Below are 14,697 nucleotides of genomic sequence, written 5' to 3' on the forward strand. Positions count from 1 at the left end.
AATCTTAAAGTTTACTAATACTAAACAGAACTGTGCTTTTTTTATGTCATTTTTTAAGCAAGAGAGTGAGGTCATTCATGAATATTGGATTGAAATTACGTAATTTACGTAAAATCAAACAGCTGACACAAGAAGAATTAGCAGAGCGGACAGATTTATCTAAAGGCTATATTTCACAAATAGAAAGCGGACAATCCTCACCAAGTATGGAAACCTTTCTACAATTATTAGAAGTGCTCGGAACATCACCAGAGACTTTTTTTAAAGAAAAAGAAGCAGAGAAGGTGTTGTATCCAAAGGATGAACAAACGGTCTATGACGAATATGATGAAGGTTATATTTTAACGTGGCCGATTGCCCGTTCGAATGAATTTGAAATGGAACCGTTATTTATTCAATTACATCCGCATACTGCATATAAAAATTTTAAACCTTCTGATTCAGATACATTCATATATTGTTTAGAAGGAGAGCTGACTTTAACACTTGGAGAACATGTCTATCATGCCAAAGCAGGAGATGCGCTTTATTTTAAAGCACATGATAAACATCAGTTGTCTAATCAAACTGATACAGAAACGAAAGCCATGATGGTGGTTACTGCATCGTACTTATAGGAGGAAAGAACATATGTCGCTATTAACGTTATTAGGAGTGAGTAAACAATACGATGGCAAAACCATCTTAGACGATATCTCTATTGATTTCGAAGAAGGAAAATTTTATACCTTACTAGGTCCTTCGGGATGTGGTAAAACAACCATTTTAAAAATTATTGCAGGTTTTGAACAAGCAGATTCAGGAGACGTATTATACGGAAACCGTAATATCAATGGGATTCCAGCTAATAAACGTCAAGTAAACACAGTCTTTCAAGATTATGCGTTATTTCCACATTTAAATGTGTATGAAAACATTGCTTTTGGTTTGAAATTGAAGAAACTATCAAACAAATCGATTAAAGCGAAAGTGGCTGAAGCGTTGAAGCTCGTAAAATTAGAAGGTTATGAACAACGTACGATTGATGAAATGAGTGGCGGACAAAAACAACGTGTGGCCATTGCGCGTGCCATTGTGAATGAACCTAAGATCTTATTGTTAGATGAATCTCTATCTGCCTTAGATTTAAAGTTGCGTACAGAAATGCAGTATGAATTACGTGCACTTCAAAAACGTTTAGGCATCACATTTATCTTTGTCACACATGATCAAGAAGAAGCACTAGCCTTAAGTGATTATATTGCGGTTATCAAAGCAGGTAAAATCCAACAATTTGATACACCGATTAATATTTATGATGAACCGGTCAATCGCTTTGTGGCTGACTTTATCGGTGAATCTAATATTATCGAAGGCACGATGGTGCGAGATCGTTTAGTAAATATTTATGATAAAGAAATTGAATGTGTGGATATGGGAATCCCTGAAGGGACTAAAATCGAAGTAGTCATTCGTCCTGAAGATATTTTAATTACAAATCAAACTCAAGGTTTATTTAAAGCAGTTGTGAAGTCTACCTTGTTTAGAGGTGTGCATTATGAAGTCACATGTCAGGACCAAGAAGGTTATGAATGGATGATTCAAACGACAAAGAAAGCGAAGGTTGGAGATACAGTCGGTTTGTATTTTGAACCAGATGCGATTCATATCATGGTGCCAGGTGAAACAGAAGCGGAATTTGATAAACGTATTGAAAGTTATGAGGACTAAACGATGACAAAATTAAATAAATACTTAATGGTTCCTTATATGATTTGGATGGTAGGTTTTATTATCATTCCAGTAATTTTATTAGTATATTTCTCATTTTTAGATAACCAAGGCCATTTCAGTTTGACGAACTATCAACAGATTTTAAGTATGCGTTATGTCAAAATGATGGGGATTTCTATTCTATATGCGGCCATCATTACGCTCGTCACATTGATTATCAGTTATCCAGCAGCCTATTTTATTCGTCAATCTGTACATCAAAACATGTGGATTTTAATATTAATTATTCCGACGTGGATTAATTTACTTCTCAAGACGTATGCATTTATCGGGATTTTGAGTCATGATGGTATTATCAATCAAATATTAAATGTGATGCATCTTCCTCATATGGAACTATTATTTACTGCGTCTGCGTTTATTATCGTTGCGAGTTATATTTATATCCCATTTATGATTTTACTGATTTTCAATAGCATGAAGACGATTCCTGAGAATTTAATTCAAGCGTCTACAGACCTTGGTGCCAATCGTTGGACGACGTTTTTAAAAGTCATTTTACCTTTGACGAAAGAAGGCGTACTCTCTGGAATACAAGTCACGTTTATCCCAGCTTTGTCACTGTTTATGATTACGCGTTTAATCGCGGGTAACAAAGTGATTAATATCGGGACATCTATTGAAGAACAATTCTTAGTGATTCAAAACTATGGCATGGGTTCAACTATTGCGATTGTTTTAATCTTATTTATGGCGTTCGTGTTAGTCATCACGAAATCGGGCAACGAAGGAGGACGTAGATCATGACATGGTATGGCAAAGTCTATCTTTGGTTATTAGTCATCGGCTTATATATACCGATTATCTTCTTAATGGTATATTCCTTTAATTCAGGCGGCAATATGATTCATTTTGAAGGCTTCACGTTAGAACATTATCAAAGTTTATTTCAAGATGATCGTTTAATGGCTATCTTATTCAATACGATTGCGGTGGCATTATTAGCAGCGGCTGTGTCTACTGTAATTGGTACGTTTGGTGCTATTGCGCTGTATCATTTACGTCAGAAACGTTTGAAATTGACATTTATGACGTTAAATAATGTGTTATTGGTCTCTTCTGATGTAGTAATCGGAGCGTCATTCTTAATTATGTTTACTGCTATCGGTCATTTTACAGGAATGGGGCTCGGCTTTTGGACGGTCTTAATTTCGCATATTGCGTTTTGTATTCCGATTGTAGTCATTATTGTGTTGCCGCAACTTTGTGATATGAATCAAAATATGTTTGTGGCTGCGAGAGATTTAGGCGCAACAGAATGGCAGATTTTAAATCGTGTCATGATTCCGAATTTGATGCCTGCGATTATGGCTGGTTTCTTTATGGCATTGACTTACTCATTAGACGACTTTACTGTCAGCTTCTTTGTGACAGGTAACGGTTTTAGTGTGTTATCAGTAGAAATTTATGCGATGGCACGTAAAGGTATTAGTATGGAAATCAATGCGATTTCAACGTTAATCTTTGGCGTTATCATCATTGGTATTATCGGATACTATATGATTCAGCGTTATACAAAACGCCGCTTGTCCTTGAAACGAGGTGTACTGCGATGAAGCGATTTTTACAATTGATTATCGGTGCACTGGTGATAGGAGTCATTTGTTTAGGGATCAGTAAATGGTATGGCAGTGAAGCACATCAAGCATCAGGCAAGAAACTTTATGTGTATAACTGGGGAGAATATATCGACCCGGAGTTAATCGATAAGTTTGAGAAAGAAACTGGCATACAAGTGATTTATGAAACGTTTGATTCAAACGAAGCGATGGAAGCAAAAATTCGTAATGGCGGTACGCATTATGATGTCGCATTTCCAAGTGAATATACGGTTCAAAAGATGAAAAAGGATGATTTATTAGTTCCTCTAGATCATAGTAAGCTGCCAAACATGAAATATTTAGATAAAAATTACATGAATATGGATTATGATAAACATAATCGTTATTCTATACCTTACTTCTTCGGTACAGTGGGTATACTTTATAATAAAGACGCCTATCCACATGATGATTTTTCAAGTTGGAGAAGTTTATATAATCCGAAGTTTAAAAATGATATCATATTAGTGGATGGTGCGAGGGAAGTGATGGGCTTAAGTTTGAATAAACTCGGCTACAGCTTAAATGAAACGAATCCGAAACGTTTAGATGAAGCGGAAGCGGATTTAGCGCATTTAGCCCCTCAAGTCAAAGGGATTGTCGGTGATGAAGTAACGATGATGTTAGAACAACACGAAGCGAATATTGCAGTCGTATGGAGCGGCACTGCAGCACCGATTGTACAAGAGAATCCTGAATTTGACTATGTCGTCCCAAAAGAAGGCTCTAACTTGTGGTTCGATACGATGGTAATCCCAAAAACAGCACAAAACCAAGCAGGTGCGTATCAGTTTATTAATTTCTTGTTAGACCCAAAAAACAGTAAGCAAAATACTGAATGGGTCGGTTATGCGACGCCGAATGAAGCGGCTAAAAAGCGTTTACCGAAAGAAATTAAAAATGATCAAAGGTTTTATCCTTCAAAAGAAACACAAAGTAGGCTTGAAGTCTATAAAGATTTGGGTAAAGATATTTTAAATGATTATAATGAGCATTTTTTGAATTTCAAAATGTCATTACAATAATATTTTGATTAGTAAGTAGAGTAGGGAGTGTTAATGATGTCTGAAGAACCACAATATACACAAATAAAACGTCCAGTCAGCAGAGTGGCAGAAAAAGTCTTAGGTTGGCTGAACTGGATTGGATTATTGTTATTAACAGTAATTACTATGTTTATTGCGCTTGTGTCATTCAGCAACAATACATCAATTCAAAATCTTGAACAGTCAATCAACAATAATGATTTAGCACAACAAGTGCTCGCAAATAACAGTTTAAATACAACACAATTTGTGATTTGGCTTCAAAACGGTATTTGGGCTGTCATTGTTTATTTAATTGTCTGTTTATTAATTTCATTCTTAGCACTCATTTCTATGAATATCCGAGTGTTATCTGGAATTCTCTTCTTAGTTGCATCTATCATTACATTGCCTTTAGTGTTACTACTCGCAACAATCGTCATACCAGTACTATTCTTCATTGTCGCAATTATGATGTTTGCGCGTAAAGATAGAATAGAAACTGTACCACGTTATGGCGGTGGTTATGTACCATATGAGGGCGGTTATGATGATTATGATAGATATGACCGTGAACCTGTAAGACGTCCACATGGCTATCCAGAAGACGAGAGAACACCACGTTATGAACCTTCTTATGAAAAACGTGATGAGTATGATGACGAAGAAGATGATGTGAAACCATATGTACCGAAAAAAGACAGAGTACAAGAGACACATCAAACAGAAGATACAGAAGAACCTGTACAGTCTGAAGAACCAATCACAAGACGTGAAGATGAAAGTGAACCTGAATTCTTATCACGTCAGGCGAAATATAAACAAAAATCAGAAGAAGAAGTCAGAGAACAACAAGAACAAGATGCATATGAGCGTGAACAAGCGCGTATGCAAGAACCTTCTGATGAGCCTGAAGAAGTAAAATATCGTGATGTTGAACCGCGTAAAGGTGAAACAGCTGAAGAGAAAGCAGCACGTAAACGTGAGAAAAAAGAAAGAAAACGTCGTGCGAAAGAAGCACGTAAAAATCGTCCGAGTGCTGTGAATCAACGACGCATGAACTTTGAAGAACGTCGTTCATTCAACCAAGGTAAATCACCGACAACGCAAGAAACAAAAGAAGATGACGTACAGTCAACTGAAGATACACAAGCACAAGATTCAGATAAAAAATCATAATTTTGATAAACCGAAAGCAATGACTATCGTTGCTTTCGGTTTTTATCTTGGTAAAAAACCAAAAAATTTTCTATTGCATAGTTGAAATAAATGAAATTTAAATTGATTTATGCATAAATTGAGTGCTTTAAGGGTAGTTACGTTTATAAGACCCGTTAAGCGGCCTTAAAAAAGCGGATGAAGTCAGCGAAGAATATAATGCGACGCTTCAATTTCGCTTAATCAGGAGGGTATTACAATGAATAGAAAAGTAGAAAGAATCATTGGATGGATCGGTGTAGGTCTGACAGTACTCTACATGTTGCTGTTCTTAATCGGTACATTCATGAAGGATGGCATGTTGGCTGACATTCTGTTAAAACAAGGGGATTCCAGTATGTCACCTGAATTCTTGCATCAAACAATGGTCTTCACAACGATTGGTTTGATTGTTGTCGCAATTATCGCAGCAGTGGGTCTTGTATTAAGTAAGAAAAACCGCATTGCTGCAGGTATTATTTTAATTGTCGCGGCACTAGTTGGTTTATACTTCTCAAACTTTATCGCATCTATTTTATTCTTTATTGTAGCGATTATGTTGTTTGTTAGAAGAAGCCAAGCTAAACGTGAAGCCAACAAAGAGTACGACAGAAATCATGGCTATTTCGAAGACATTACACGTGATAATGAAAACACAAACAATCATGAAAAAATCAAACCTGAAGGCAAACAGGTAAGAGACAAAGCAGAGCATGACAAATTTGATTCAGAAGCTAATCACGAAGCACATTATGAAGAAAATGCGAATGAAAGTGAATTGGCTAAACAACGTAGAAGAGACGATCATGAACGTCCACGCAGACATGATTTAGACGATTTCAAATAATAAAATTAAAAAGCAGCTGCAATCCGTAAAGGGGAAACTTACTGGATTGCAGCTGCTTTATTTTTATTGTATAGCTTTTGTTTACAGTTCTTGGAATGTTTGGATGATTAAATGGATGTTTAATCCGCTTAAGATAACAATTAATGACCATGAAATTATGTTAATCCATAATTTGTTTTTAAATCTTCCCATCAAGTCTTTGTTGTTTGTCGCAAGTTGAAGCGGAATTAAAGTAAATGGCAAAGCAATACTTAAGAATACTTGTGAAAAGACTAAGAGTTGTTCCATCATACTTTCATTACCATGGAAGATAATTAAACAAATGATAACTGGAATAATTGCGATAGAACGTGTGATTAATCGTGTTACCCAGTTTGGTAATTTTAAGTTGATGAAACCTTCCATAACGATTTGACCGGCTAGGGTACCTGTAATCGTTGAGTTTTGACCTGACGCAAGTAAAGCGACTGCGAATAAAGTACTCATTAAACCGCCAAGAGATGCGCCAAGCAACGGTTGTTGTTCTAAGGCTTGATATAAGTCATAGAAACCGCCAAGATTATCTGCATTGCCTGTACCGAAGAATAAACCAGCACCTAGAACAAGTAATAAACAGTTAATCACAAATGCGATAGTCAATTGAATGTTTGAATCAATTGTCGCATATTTAATGGCTTGTGCTTTAGAAGCTTCATCTTTACGATTATATGTTCTTGATTGGACGATAGATGAGTGTAAATAAAGATTATGCGGCATAATCGTTGCACCAACAATACCTAAGGCAATATATAAGGCACCTTGTTGTGTAACGATATGACTGCTAGGTATAAAACCATTTAATACACTGACAACGTCAGGTGAAGCAATATAAACTTCAAAGATGAAGATTGCGAGTACAGTAAAGATTAACGTACCGACGATGGCTTCAATTTTTCTGAAACCGAATTTCATAATAAATAATAAGATAAAGACATCAAGTACTGTGATGATCGCACCGACAAGCAATGGAATTCCGAATAATAGATCAAGCGCAATGGCACTGCCGATAACTTCTGCGATATCTGTCGCAATAATTGCGAGTTCAGCTATGATCCAGAATATAAATGCTAAAGGTTTATTTAAAAAACGTTTTGTGACTTGTGCTAAGTCATGGCCTGATGCGATACCGAGTCTGACTGTCATACTTTGAAGCAACATGGCAGACAAACTTGAAATTAATATTACAAAAAGCAGAATATAACCGTATTTGGCTCCGCCTTGCATGGAGGTAATCCAGTTACCAGGATCCATATAACCTACTGCAACCAGTAAGCCCGGTCCTAAGAATGAAAGGAATTTCTGCTTGATACTGCTGTTTGAATTGAAACTGACAGTATTGTTGATTTCGTCTAAGCTGTCGTTATTATAATTGACCTGTCTTTTAGTCAAGAAGGTCACCCCCACTTCTCTATGTTCTAACAATGGTTTAATAATACAGTAAAAATAAAATTAGGTCAACCTAATAAAACTGTTTTTTACGTTTAAAATTGTAAGCAACGAGATGTAGGTGAAAAAGAAAAGCTGATTTAAACAAAGTAGTATAAGGCAAACTTTGTCTAAATCAGCACGATAATTTTGAATGAATAGTTAAATGCTCGGTATTATGCTATTATGGATAAAACTTTAACAGTTGCTCAAACGTATCTTCTAAATAATCGAGGAATGCTTGATCTGACTTTAACTCAGGTGCATCAGGTGAGAGTGTACGTGCAACAAAGAATTCACCTTTTTTAAGCTGTTTTGCACGTGACAATGCTTGTTCTAAGTCTTCAGTCGATAGGTCTTGGATCAATGGTTTATCCATTTTGACATGATCTACACAAATACGGTAGTCTGCAGGCAAGTTTTCAATATCTTTGAAGTGATTTTCAAAGACTTCAATGTAATGCGTTTTATTTTTAGCTTCATGCATAACGCCGAACATGATAAAGACTTGTGATTCGTATAAACCGATTTGGAAATGCGGCAGCATTTTATAACCGCGTTTATTCGTAGAGAAAGCGACCCAAGTATCTTTCGGCGGATTTACTGTACGACGTGCATGTTTTGCGATATGCATAAAGAATTCATCTGCTGTATGGGTAGATAAGAAGTCAGCGAAGTGTTCACCCAACTGATGTAGTTTTGGTCTGATGTGTTGTTCGATTTCAGCCATACGTGCTTCTAATCCAGGCACTTCAAAGACTTTAAAGTCTTTAGAAGAAAAAGTATAGTTAGACATGACAAAGCCTCCTGTTGTTATGATTGAAAACATTGTAGCATAATTTTGGCTTGATTTAGAGTAAATGAAATTCTGAAATGATTTAGTTATAATATGATAGAAGGGGTGTTCGTAAATGGCAGTATATAATTTTGCAAAAGGACTTGTAATTGAAGCGGGTAATAATATCCGTAAAATGATGCAGCAAGATATCAATATTAAAACAAAATCCAATCCAAATGATTTGGTGACAAATGTTGATAAAGCAACGGAAGATTTTATTTACAATAACATTATGGAGAATTATCCAGACCATCAATTTATTGGTGAAGAAGGACATGGCAGACCTATGTCTGAAGTTGAACAAAAAGGCATTGTCTGGGTTATAGATCCGATTGACGGCACATTGAACTTTGTGCATCAAAAAGAAAATTTTGCGATTTCTATCGGTATTTATAATGATGGAGAGCCTTATGCAGGATTTGTTTATGATGTCATGAATGATTTGCTCTATCATGCAAAAGCAGGAGAGGGTGCGTTTGTAAACGAACATCCAATGAAGCCGCTTGAGAATTCGGATTTAAATAAAAGTTTAATTGGAATTAATCCAAATTGGTTAACAAAGCCGGTGATTGGTGTTATATTCAGAAAGGTAGTAGATGAAGCGAGAAGTTGTCGCGCTTATGGTTCTGCAGCCTTAGAAATGATTCATGTTGCGCAAGGAAAATTAGGTGCATATTTAACACCGAGATTACAACCTTGGGATTATGCCGGTGCTTTAATTATTTTAAATGAAGTAGGCGGTAAAGGTACGGATTTATTAGGTAATCCACTTTCACTAAATCAGCCGCACTCTGTATTGGTCGGCAATCAATCCATACATGAGGAAATTTTAACGAAACACATGTTGCCGGAAAAAGAAACTTTTGAGACATTACACAAAAGATATCGATAAAAAATAAAAGGTCGGGACCATCGAAGCTGTTTAAACAAGCAATTGTTCAAAAAGCATCTAGGTACCCAACCTTTTTCTTTTGACTGAAATATATGTGTATTCTTTCTCCTGCAGGGTACTGCAAGGAGTGGAACCCTTTATGTTAAAAATTCATGTAATGATTGGTCAGAACCAATCGTTTTCGCGATATTTTTTCTTAGTTGTAAAGCCGGCACCGAAAATCGCAATTAGGATAATGGCTGTAATCGCCATAAACCAATAATTTTGAGCACCTAAGCTAAAACTGAACAGTACTAAGAAAATGACTGCAAGAACAGAATAAAGCCAAAATATAGCTTTTGATTTTTTTTTCTGCATTCAAACCCCACCTTATTATTCTTTGCTCAATAATATGATATAATAAAAAAGTTGCAAATTGAAGTGGGAATTTACTCAAGAAAGGAAATTTAGTATGACAAATTTAAGAGAAGACGTACGTAACATTGCTATTATTGCTCACGTTGACCATGGTAAAACAACATTAGTTGACGAATTATTAAAACAATCTGGTATTTTCCGTGAGAATGAGCATGTTGATGAACGTGCAATGGATTCTAATGATATTGAAAGAGAACGTGGTATTACAATCTTAGCGAAAAATACTGCAGTTAATTATAAAGGCACTAGAATTAATATTTTAGACACACCAGGTCACGCTGACTTCGGCGGTGAAGTGGAACGTATCATGAAAATGGTAGACGGTGTTGTATTAGTTGTTGATGCCTACGAAGGTACAATGCCTCAAACACGTTTCGTGTTGAAAAAAGCGTTAGAACAAAATTTAAAACCTGTAGTGGTTGTAAATAAAATCGATAAACCTGCAGCACGCCCAGAAGCGGTTGTAGATGAAGTCTTAGACTTATTTATCGAATTAGATGCAAATGATGACCAATTAGAATTCCCAGTTGTATATGCATCAGCTGTAAACGGTACAGCAAGCTTAGAACCAGATAAACAAGATGAAAACATGCAATCATTGTATGAAACAATCTTAGACTATGTACCAGCACCAGTAGATAACCGCGATGAACCTTTACAATTCCAAATCGCGTTACTTGATTACAACGACTATGTAGGTCGTATCGGTATCGGTCGTGTATTCCGCGGTACAATCAAAGTCGGAGATCAAGTTTCATTATTAAAATTAGACGGCAGTGTTAAAAACTTCCGTGTCAGCAAATTATTCGGTTTCTTCGGTTTAAAACGTGAAGAAATTGAAGAAGCACATGCAGGGGATTTAATTGCGGTTTCAGGTATGGAAGATATCAACGTAGGTGAAACAGTAACACCACATGACCATCAAGAAGCATTACCTGTTTTACGTATTGATGAACCAACACTTGAAATGACTTTCCGTGTAAATAACTCACCATTTGCTGGGCGCGAGGGTACGTATGTGACTGCACGTCAAATTCAAGACCGTTTAGATCAACAACTTGAAACAGACGTATCATTAAAAGTAACACCAACTGACCAACCAGATGCTTGGGTTATCGCAGGTCGTGGTGAATTACACTTATCTATCTTAATTGAAAATATGCGTCGTGAAGGTTTTGAATTACAGGTATCTAAACCACAAGTAATCCTTAAAGAAATCGATGGCGTTTTATGTGAACCATTTGAACGCGTACAATGTGAAGTACCTCAAGAAAATGCAGGTTCAGTTATCGAGTCACTTGGACAACGTAAAGGTGAAATGTTAGACATGGTGACTACAGATAATGGTTTAACACGTTTAGTATTCATGGTGCCTGCACGTGGTATGATCGGTTACACAACTGAGTTCATGTCAATGACAAGTGGTTATGGTATCATCAACCACACATTCGAAGAATTCCGTCCACGTATTAAAGGTCGTATCGGCGGACGTCGTAATGGTGTATTAGTTTCTATGGACCAAGGTAAAGCAAGCCAATATGCAATTATTGGTTTAGAAGACCGTGGTACTAACTTCATGGAACCAGGTACTGAAGTATACGAAGGTATGATTGTTGGTGAAAATAACCGTGATAATGACTTAACAGTAAATATCACTAAAACTAAAAACCAAACCAACGTACGTTCAGCTACGAAAGACCAAACTGAAACAATGAAACGTCCACGTATCTTAACACTTGAAGAAGCGTTAGAATTTATCGATGACGATGAATTGTTAGAGGTAACACCTGAAAGTATCCGTATGAGAAAGAAAATTTTAAATAAATCTCAACGTGAAAAAGAAGCAAAACGTATTAAACAATTAATGGCTGAAGACGAGTAATCGTTACAGCTTTAAGATAATGAAGAAGTCTGAATCATAAAGATTCGGGCTTCTTTTTTAGTATTTAGGAAGAAAAAAAGACCATGAATCAATCGTCATGGTCTTCTGTTAATATATTGAATTTTTCTTGTGCTTTATAAAAGTTATTACGTTGTTTAGGAACATCTAAACGACTTCTGCAATCTTCACACATAAATGTGCGCATAGGATGATTGCGCAGCTGTTTGGCTTCCAATGTATTTTCATCCATGAGTACTTCTGTATCACAGATGATACACTGTACTTTTATCAAATTATACCACCTCGATATACGTCACATGTTTGAATTCATGTGAATACCCTTCTTCAGGTATGTACACGAAGCTGTCTACACCGTTGTCATCATATAAACGTTTCCCTTTATCTGCGAATTTAAAGAACAGGTAAGGTAATAAGCTTAACGGTACTTCGATTGAATCTTCATCGTTAGATAGACGAATTGCTGTGGCATCGTCATTTGGTTCAGCATTCTTGAAGAAAGGTGTCATGTTAATCACAAATGTGTCCTCAATCATGGCACGCTTTTTATACTTGATTTCAGAATTCAGGGTTGGAGGATTCGTTTGTCCTTCCAAAATTGCGCGATTCCATTCACGGTTATTTTGGAATTCGACAGGTTTTGTTCCTTCAAAGACGCCTGCTTCTAAATCTTCGATTTTTACTTTACGATCGTCAAAAATCCAAGTTGTACTGTCTAAAGTAATTGGAAATTTAACTTTACCCTTAATTTGTATCATGTTATGCGCTCCCCTTTATAATATCTGAGTCTATGATAACATAGAATAGAGTTACTGATTCGAAATTTACTTGCAATTTAGTTTTGAGTAGGCTAAAATTTTTAATATGACAAACAAATGATAGGGGGAGTATGTCATGACGAAATCGAATACAATCAATAACGCGGCATATGACCAATTAAATAAAGATGCAGATCGCATTCTGCAATTAATTAAAGTACAAATGGACAATTTAACATTGCCGCAATGTCCTTTGTATGAAGAAGTTTTAGATACACAAATGTTTGGCTTACAAAAAGAAGTAGACTTTGCAGCAAACTTAGGCTTGATTGATATCGAACAAGGTAAAGAAATCATGTTGCGTCTTGAAAAAGAGTTGTCTAAACTTCATGAAGCATTCACAAACGTTTAATTTCACAGCATCAGATTAAACCGCACAAAGTGGCTGCAGTTCTGTCAGAAGTTGATAGAATGTACAGTCACTTTTTTTATTCCTTTTCAGCATACAGAAATGCTTGCAACACGACTTAAAAATGTGGTTTTATAAAGATATCGTCAAAGTGAAAACAGAATTAAGACATTAAAGTCTTATACAAACTCTAAATATATTTGAAAACACTTCAAATATGAGAATTGGATGATTTTTAAATGAATAACATAAAATCTTTCTTTCGGTATGTCGGAAAGTATGCAAAATATATCGATTATCCGTTAGTGATTACATATATAATGCTGTGTTTGATTGGGTTGATTATGGTTTACAGTGCCAGTATGGTTCCTGCTACTAAAGGGACGTTAACAGGGGGTACACCTGTGTCTGGTACGTATTTTTATACAAGACAGTTAATGTACGTTGTGATGAGTTTTATTATTGTATTTTTTATGGCGTTCTTCATGAACGTTAAATTTTTACAGCAAACACGTGTGCAACAAATTATGATGGCAGGTATTTTCCTTTTGCTATTCTTTACGTTATTAATCGGTAAAAATATCAATGGTTCTAAAAGTTGGATTAACTTAGGGTTTATGAACTTACAAGCTTCAGAGTTGTTGAAAATCGCCATTATACTTTATCTGCCATTCATGATTAATAAAAAGCGTGAGCGCGTACTTGCGAATCCGAAATTAATACTGAATCCTTTATTATTTATAATTGTATGTATTATCATGGTGCTATTCCAACGTGATGTTGGGCAAACGATGCTGATTATCATTATTTTTATGTCCATTATGCTTTATGCAGGTATTTGGATTAAACCGCTATTAAAATGGGGCGGTATCATATTGGTAGGTGGCAGTATTGCATTAGTACTATTCGCCATTGCAGGTTGGTTACCTGCATACTTAGTTGCCCGTTTTAGAATTATGACAGATCCATTCCATTTTGAATCTGGTACAGGTTACCATATTTCAAACTCCTTAATGGCGATTGGGAATGGGGGATTATTCGGTAAAGGTATCGGCAACAGTGTGTTAAAACTTGGCTATCTGCCAGAACCGCATACAGACTTTATTTTTGCGGTCATATGTGAAGAACTAGGTTTAATCGGAGGCCTATTTGTGATTGGATTATTGTTCTTTATTGTCTATAGAGCTTTCCAGTTAGCTTCTGAAACAAGTTCTTATTTCTATAAACTCGTTTGTGTTGGTATCGCAAGTTATATCGGCAGTCAAACATTCGTTAACTTAGGTGGTATTTCAGCGTTAATTCCGTTGACAGGGGTACCGTTACCATTTATTAGTTTTGGTGGTTCCTCTATGATTAGTTTAAGTATCGCCTTAGGCTTATTATTAATTACTGCGAAACAAATCAAGATGGATAAACAAAAAGCAAAACAAAAACATATTGATATTCCAAGAAGATATTAAATGACAAGACTGAGCGTAAGCACGTTCAGTCTCAGACTGTCGACAAAGTCCTACGGACTTGTCGGCATTTTTTATTTTTTAACATTTTACATAATAACCTTTTCCCCATTTCTTGT

General features: G+C 35.9%; 16 protein-coding genes. 11 read left to right on the plus strand and 5 right to left on the minus strand.

The window, feature by feature from the left end; genetic code table 11:
- Window positions 1-77 precede the first annotated feature (77 nt).
- The 7 genes from CD112_RS11230 to CD112_RS11260 all read left to right on the plus strand — a co-directional run bounded on the left by CD112_RS11230 (window position 78) and on the right by CD112_RS11260 (window position 6,443).
- Window positions 78-617, plus strand: a complete 540-nt coding sequence (locus tag CD112_RS11230) for a helix-turn-helix domain-containing protein (protein ID WP_002480528.1) — start codon at window positions 78-80, stop codon at window positions 615-617.
- 13 nt (window positions 618-630) lie between these two features.
- The gene (locus tag CD112_RS11235) at window positions 631-1,710 is read left to right on the plus strand and encodes an ABC transporter ATP-binding protein (protein ID WP_103364339.1); all 1,080 of its coding nucleotides are present in this window, start codon (window positions 631-633) and stop codon (window positions 1,708-1,710) included.
- Window positions 1,711-1,713: 3 nt separating this feature from the next.
- On the plus strand, window positions 1,714-2,520 hold the full coding sequence (locus CD112_RS11240; protein ID WP_103364340.1) for an ABC transporter permease: 807 nt from the start codon (window positions 1,714-1,716) through the stop codon (window positions 2,518-2,520).
- On the plus strand, window positions 2,517-3,329 hold the full coding sequence (locus tag CD112_RS11245; protein ID WP_103364341.1) for an ABC transporter permease: 813 nt from the start codon (window positions 2,517-2,519) through the stop codon (window positions 3,327-3,329). Before CD112_RS11240 ends, CD112_RS11245 begins: the two co-directional genes overlap by 4 nt.
- Complete coding sequence (locus tag CD112_RS11250) at window positions 3,326-4,399, plus strand: ABC transporter substrate-binding protein (RefSeq protein ID WP_060803908.1); 1,074 nt, start codon at window positions 3,326-3,328, stop codon at window positions 4,397-4,399. The genes CD112_RS11245 and CD112_RS11250 overlap by 4 nt, the downstream gene beginning before the upstream one ends.
- A 33-nt stretch (window positions 4,400-4,432) precedes the next feature.
- Window positions 4,433-5,578: a lipoteichoic acid stability factor AuxB gene (auxB, locus tag CD112_RS11255; RefSeq protein ID WP_371099758.1), complete on the plus strand. Its 1,146-nt coding sequence runs from the start codon at window positions 4,433-4,435 to the stop codon at window positions 5,576-5,578.
- Window positions 5,579-5,816: 238 nt separating this feature from the next.
- Window positions 5,817-6,443 carry a DUF4064 domain-containing protein gene (locus CD112_RS11260; RefSeq protein WP_061054790.1) on the plus strand — a complete coding sequence of 209 codons (627 nt, stop codon included), beginning with the start codon at window positions 5,817-5,819 and terminating at the stop codon, window positions 6,441-6,443.
- 81 nt (window positions 6,444-6,524) lie between these two features.
- Here the strand turns inward: CD112_RS11260 and CD112_RS11265 are convergent, their stop codons facing one another.
- Together CD112_RS11265 and CD112_RS11270 are read right to left on the minus strand one after the other, a co-directional pair.
- Window positions 6,525-7,871 carry an Nramp family divalent metal transporter gene (locus tag CD112_RS11265; protein ID WP_002480535.1) on the minus strand — a complete coding sequence of 449 codons (1,347 nt, stop codon included), beginning with the start codon at window positions 7,869-7,871 and terminating at the stop codon, window positions 6,525-6,527.
- A 220-nt stretch (window positions 7,872-8,091) separates the two neighbouring features.
- Window positions 8,092-8,703, minus strand: coding sequence for a YktB family protein (locus CD112_RS11270; protein WP_023015937.1), 612 nt, complete (start codon window positions 8,701-8,703; stop codon window positions 8,092-8,094).
- 115 nt (window positions 8,704-8,818) lie between these two features.
- Here CD112_RS11270 and CD112_RS11275 point away from each other — a divergent pair, with 115 nt between their 5' ends.
- Window positions 8,819-9,637 carry an inositol monophosphatase family protein gene (locus tag CD112_RS11275; RefSeq protein ID WP_103364342.1) on the plus strand — a complete coding sequence of 273 codons (819 nt, stop codon included), beginning with the start codon at window positions 8,819-8,821 and terminating at the stop codon, window positions 9,635-9,637.
- Between the two features lie 165 nt (window positions 9,638-9,802).
- Here the strand turns inward: CD112_RS11275 and CD112_RS11280 are convergent, their stop codons facing one another.
- Entirely contained in the window at window positions 9,803-9,994 is a 192-nt protein-coding gene (locus CD112_RS11280) for a DUF5325 family protein (RefSeq protein WP_002480538.1), read from the minus strand.
- A gap of 94 nt (window positions 9,995-10,088) precedes the next feature.
- Between CD112_RS11280 and typA the strand changes: the two genes are divergently transcribed.
- A complete protein-coding gene (gene typA, locus CD112_RS11285) occupies window positions 10,089-11,936 on the plus strand; it encodes a translational GTPase TypA (RefSeq protein WP_023015936.1) in 1,848 nt (615 codons plus the stop codon).
- Between the two features lie 88 nt (window positions 11,937-12,024).
- On the opposite strand, the gene CD112_RS11290 is transcribed toward typA, so the two are convergent.
- Entirely contained in the window at window positions 12,025-12,228 is a 204-nt protein-coding gene (locus tag CD112_RS11290; protein WP_023015935.1) for a DUF2197 domain-containing protein, read from the minus strand.
- 1 nt (window position 12,229) lies between these two features.
- The gene (locus CD112_RS11295) at window positions 12,230-12,712 is read right to left on the minus strand and encodes a hypothetical protein (RefSeq protein WP_002480541.1); all 483 of its coding nucleotides are present in this window, start codon (window positions 12,710-12,712) and stop codon (window positions 12,230-12,232) included.
- A 136-nt stretch (window positions 12,713-12,848) separates the two neighbouring features.
- On the opposite strand from CD112_RS11295, the gene CD112_RS11300 reads away from it, so the two are divergent.
- The gene (locus tag CD112_RS11300) at window positions 12,849-13,124 is read left to right on the plus strand and encodes an Fpa/YlaN family protein (protein ID WP_002480542.1); all 276 of its coding nucleotides are present in this window, start codon (window positions 12,849-12,851) and stop codon (window positions 13,122-13,124) included.
- Between the two features lie 236 nt (window positions 13,125-13,360).
- Entirely contained in the window at window positions 13,361-14,581 is a 1,221-nt protein-coding gene (gene ftsW, locus CD112_RS11305; RefSeq protein ID WP_002480543.1) for a cell division peptidoglycan polymerase FtsW, read from the plus strand.
- The last annotated feature ends 116 nt before the right edge of the window (window positions 14,582-14,697 follow it).

Origin of the sequence: Staphylococcus simulans (assembly GCF_002902285.1) — a bacterium.
In the GTDB taxonomy this organism is placed as follows: Bacteria; Bacillota; Bacilli; order Staphylococcales; family Staphylococcaceae; genus Staphylococcus; species Staphylococcus simulans.

Excerpts from the sequence above, each read along its gene's own strand:
- auxB (WP_371099758.1), top strand. The coding sequence starts at position 4,433 with ATGATGTCTGAAGAACCACAATATACACAAATAAAACGTCCAGTCAGC.
- CD112_RS11280 (WP_002480538.1), bottom strand. The coding sequence starts at position 9,994 with ATGCAGAAAAAAAAATCAAAAGCTATATTTTGGCTTTATTCTGTTCTT.
- CD112_RS11230 (WP_002480528.1), top strand. The coding sequence starts at position 78 with ATGAATATTGGATTGAAATTACGTAATTTACGTAAAATCAAACAGCTG.
- CD112_RS11270 (WP_023015937.1), bottom strand. The coding sequence starts at position 8,703 with ATGTCTAACTATACTTTTTCTTCTAAAGACTTTAAAGTCTTTGAAGTG.
- CD112_RS11275 (WP_103364342.1), top strand. The coding sequence starts at position 8,819 with ATGGCAGTATATAATTTTGCAAAAGGACTTGTAATTGAAGCGGGTAAT.
- CD112_RS11295 (WP_002480541.1), bottom strand. The coding sequence starts at position 12,712 with ATGATACAAATTAAGGGTAAAGTTAAATTTCCAATTACTTTAGACAGT.
- ftsW (WP_002480543.1), top strand. The coding sequence starts at position 13,361 with ATGAATAACATAAAATCTTTCTTTCGGTATGTCGGAAAGTATGCAAAA.
- CD112_RS11240 (WP_103364340.1), top strand. The coding sequence starts at position 1,714 with ATGACAAAATTAAATAAATACTTAATGGTTCCTTATATGATTTGGATG.
- CD112_RS11250 (WP_060803908.1), top strand. The coding sequence starts at position 3,326 with ATGAAGCGATTTTTACAATTGATTATCGGTGCACTGGTGATAGGAGTC.
- CD112_RS11300 (WP_002480542.1), top strand. The coding sequence starts at position 12,849 with ATGACGAAATCGAATACAATCAATAACGCGGCATATGACCAATTAAAT.
- CD112_RS11260 (WP_061054790.1), top strand. The coding sequence starts at position 5,817 with ATGAATAGAAAAGTAGAAAGAATCATTGGATGGATCGGTGTAGGTCTG.
- CD112_RS11235 (WP_103364339.1), top strand. The coding sequence starts at position 631 with ATGTCGCTATTAACGTTATTAGGAGTGAGTAAACAATACGATGGCAAA.
- CD112_RS11245 (WP_103364341.1), top strand. The coding sequence starts at position 2,517 with ATGACATGGTATGGCAAAGTCTATCTTTGGTTATTAGTCATCGGCTTA.
- typA (WP_023015936.1), top strand. The coding sequence starts at position 10,089 with ATGACAAATTTAAGAGAAGACGTACGTAACATTGCTATTATTGCTCAC.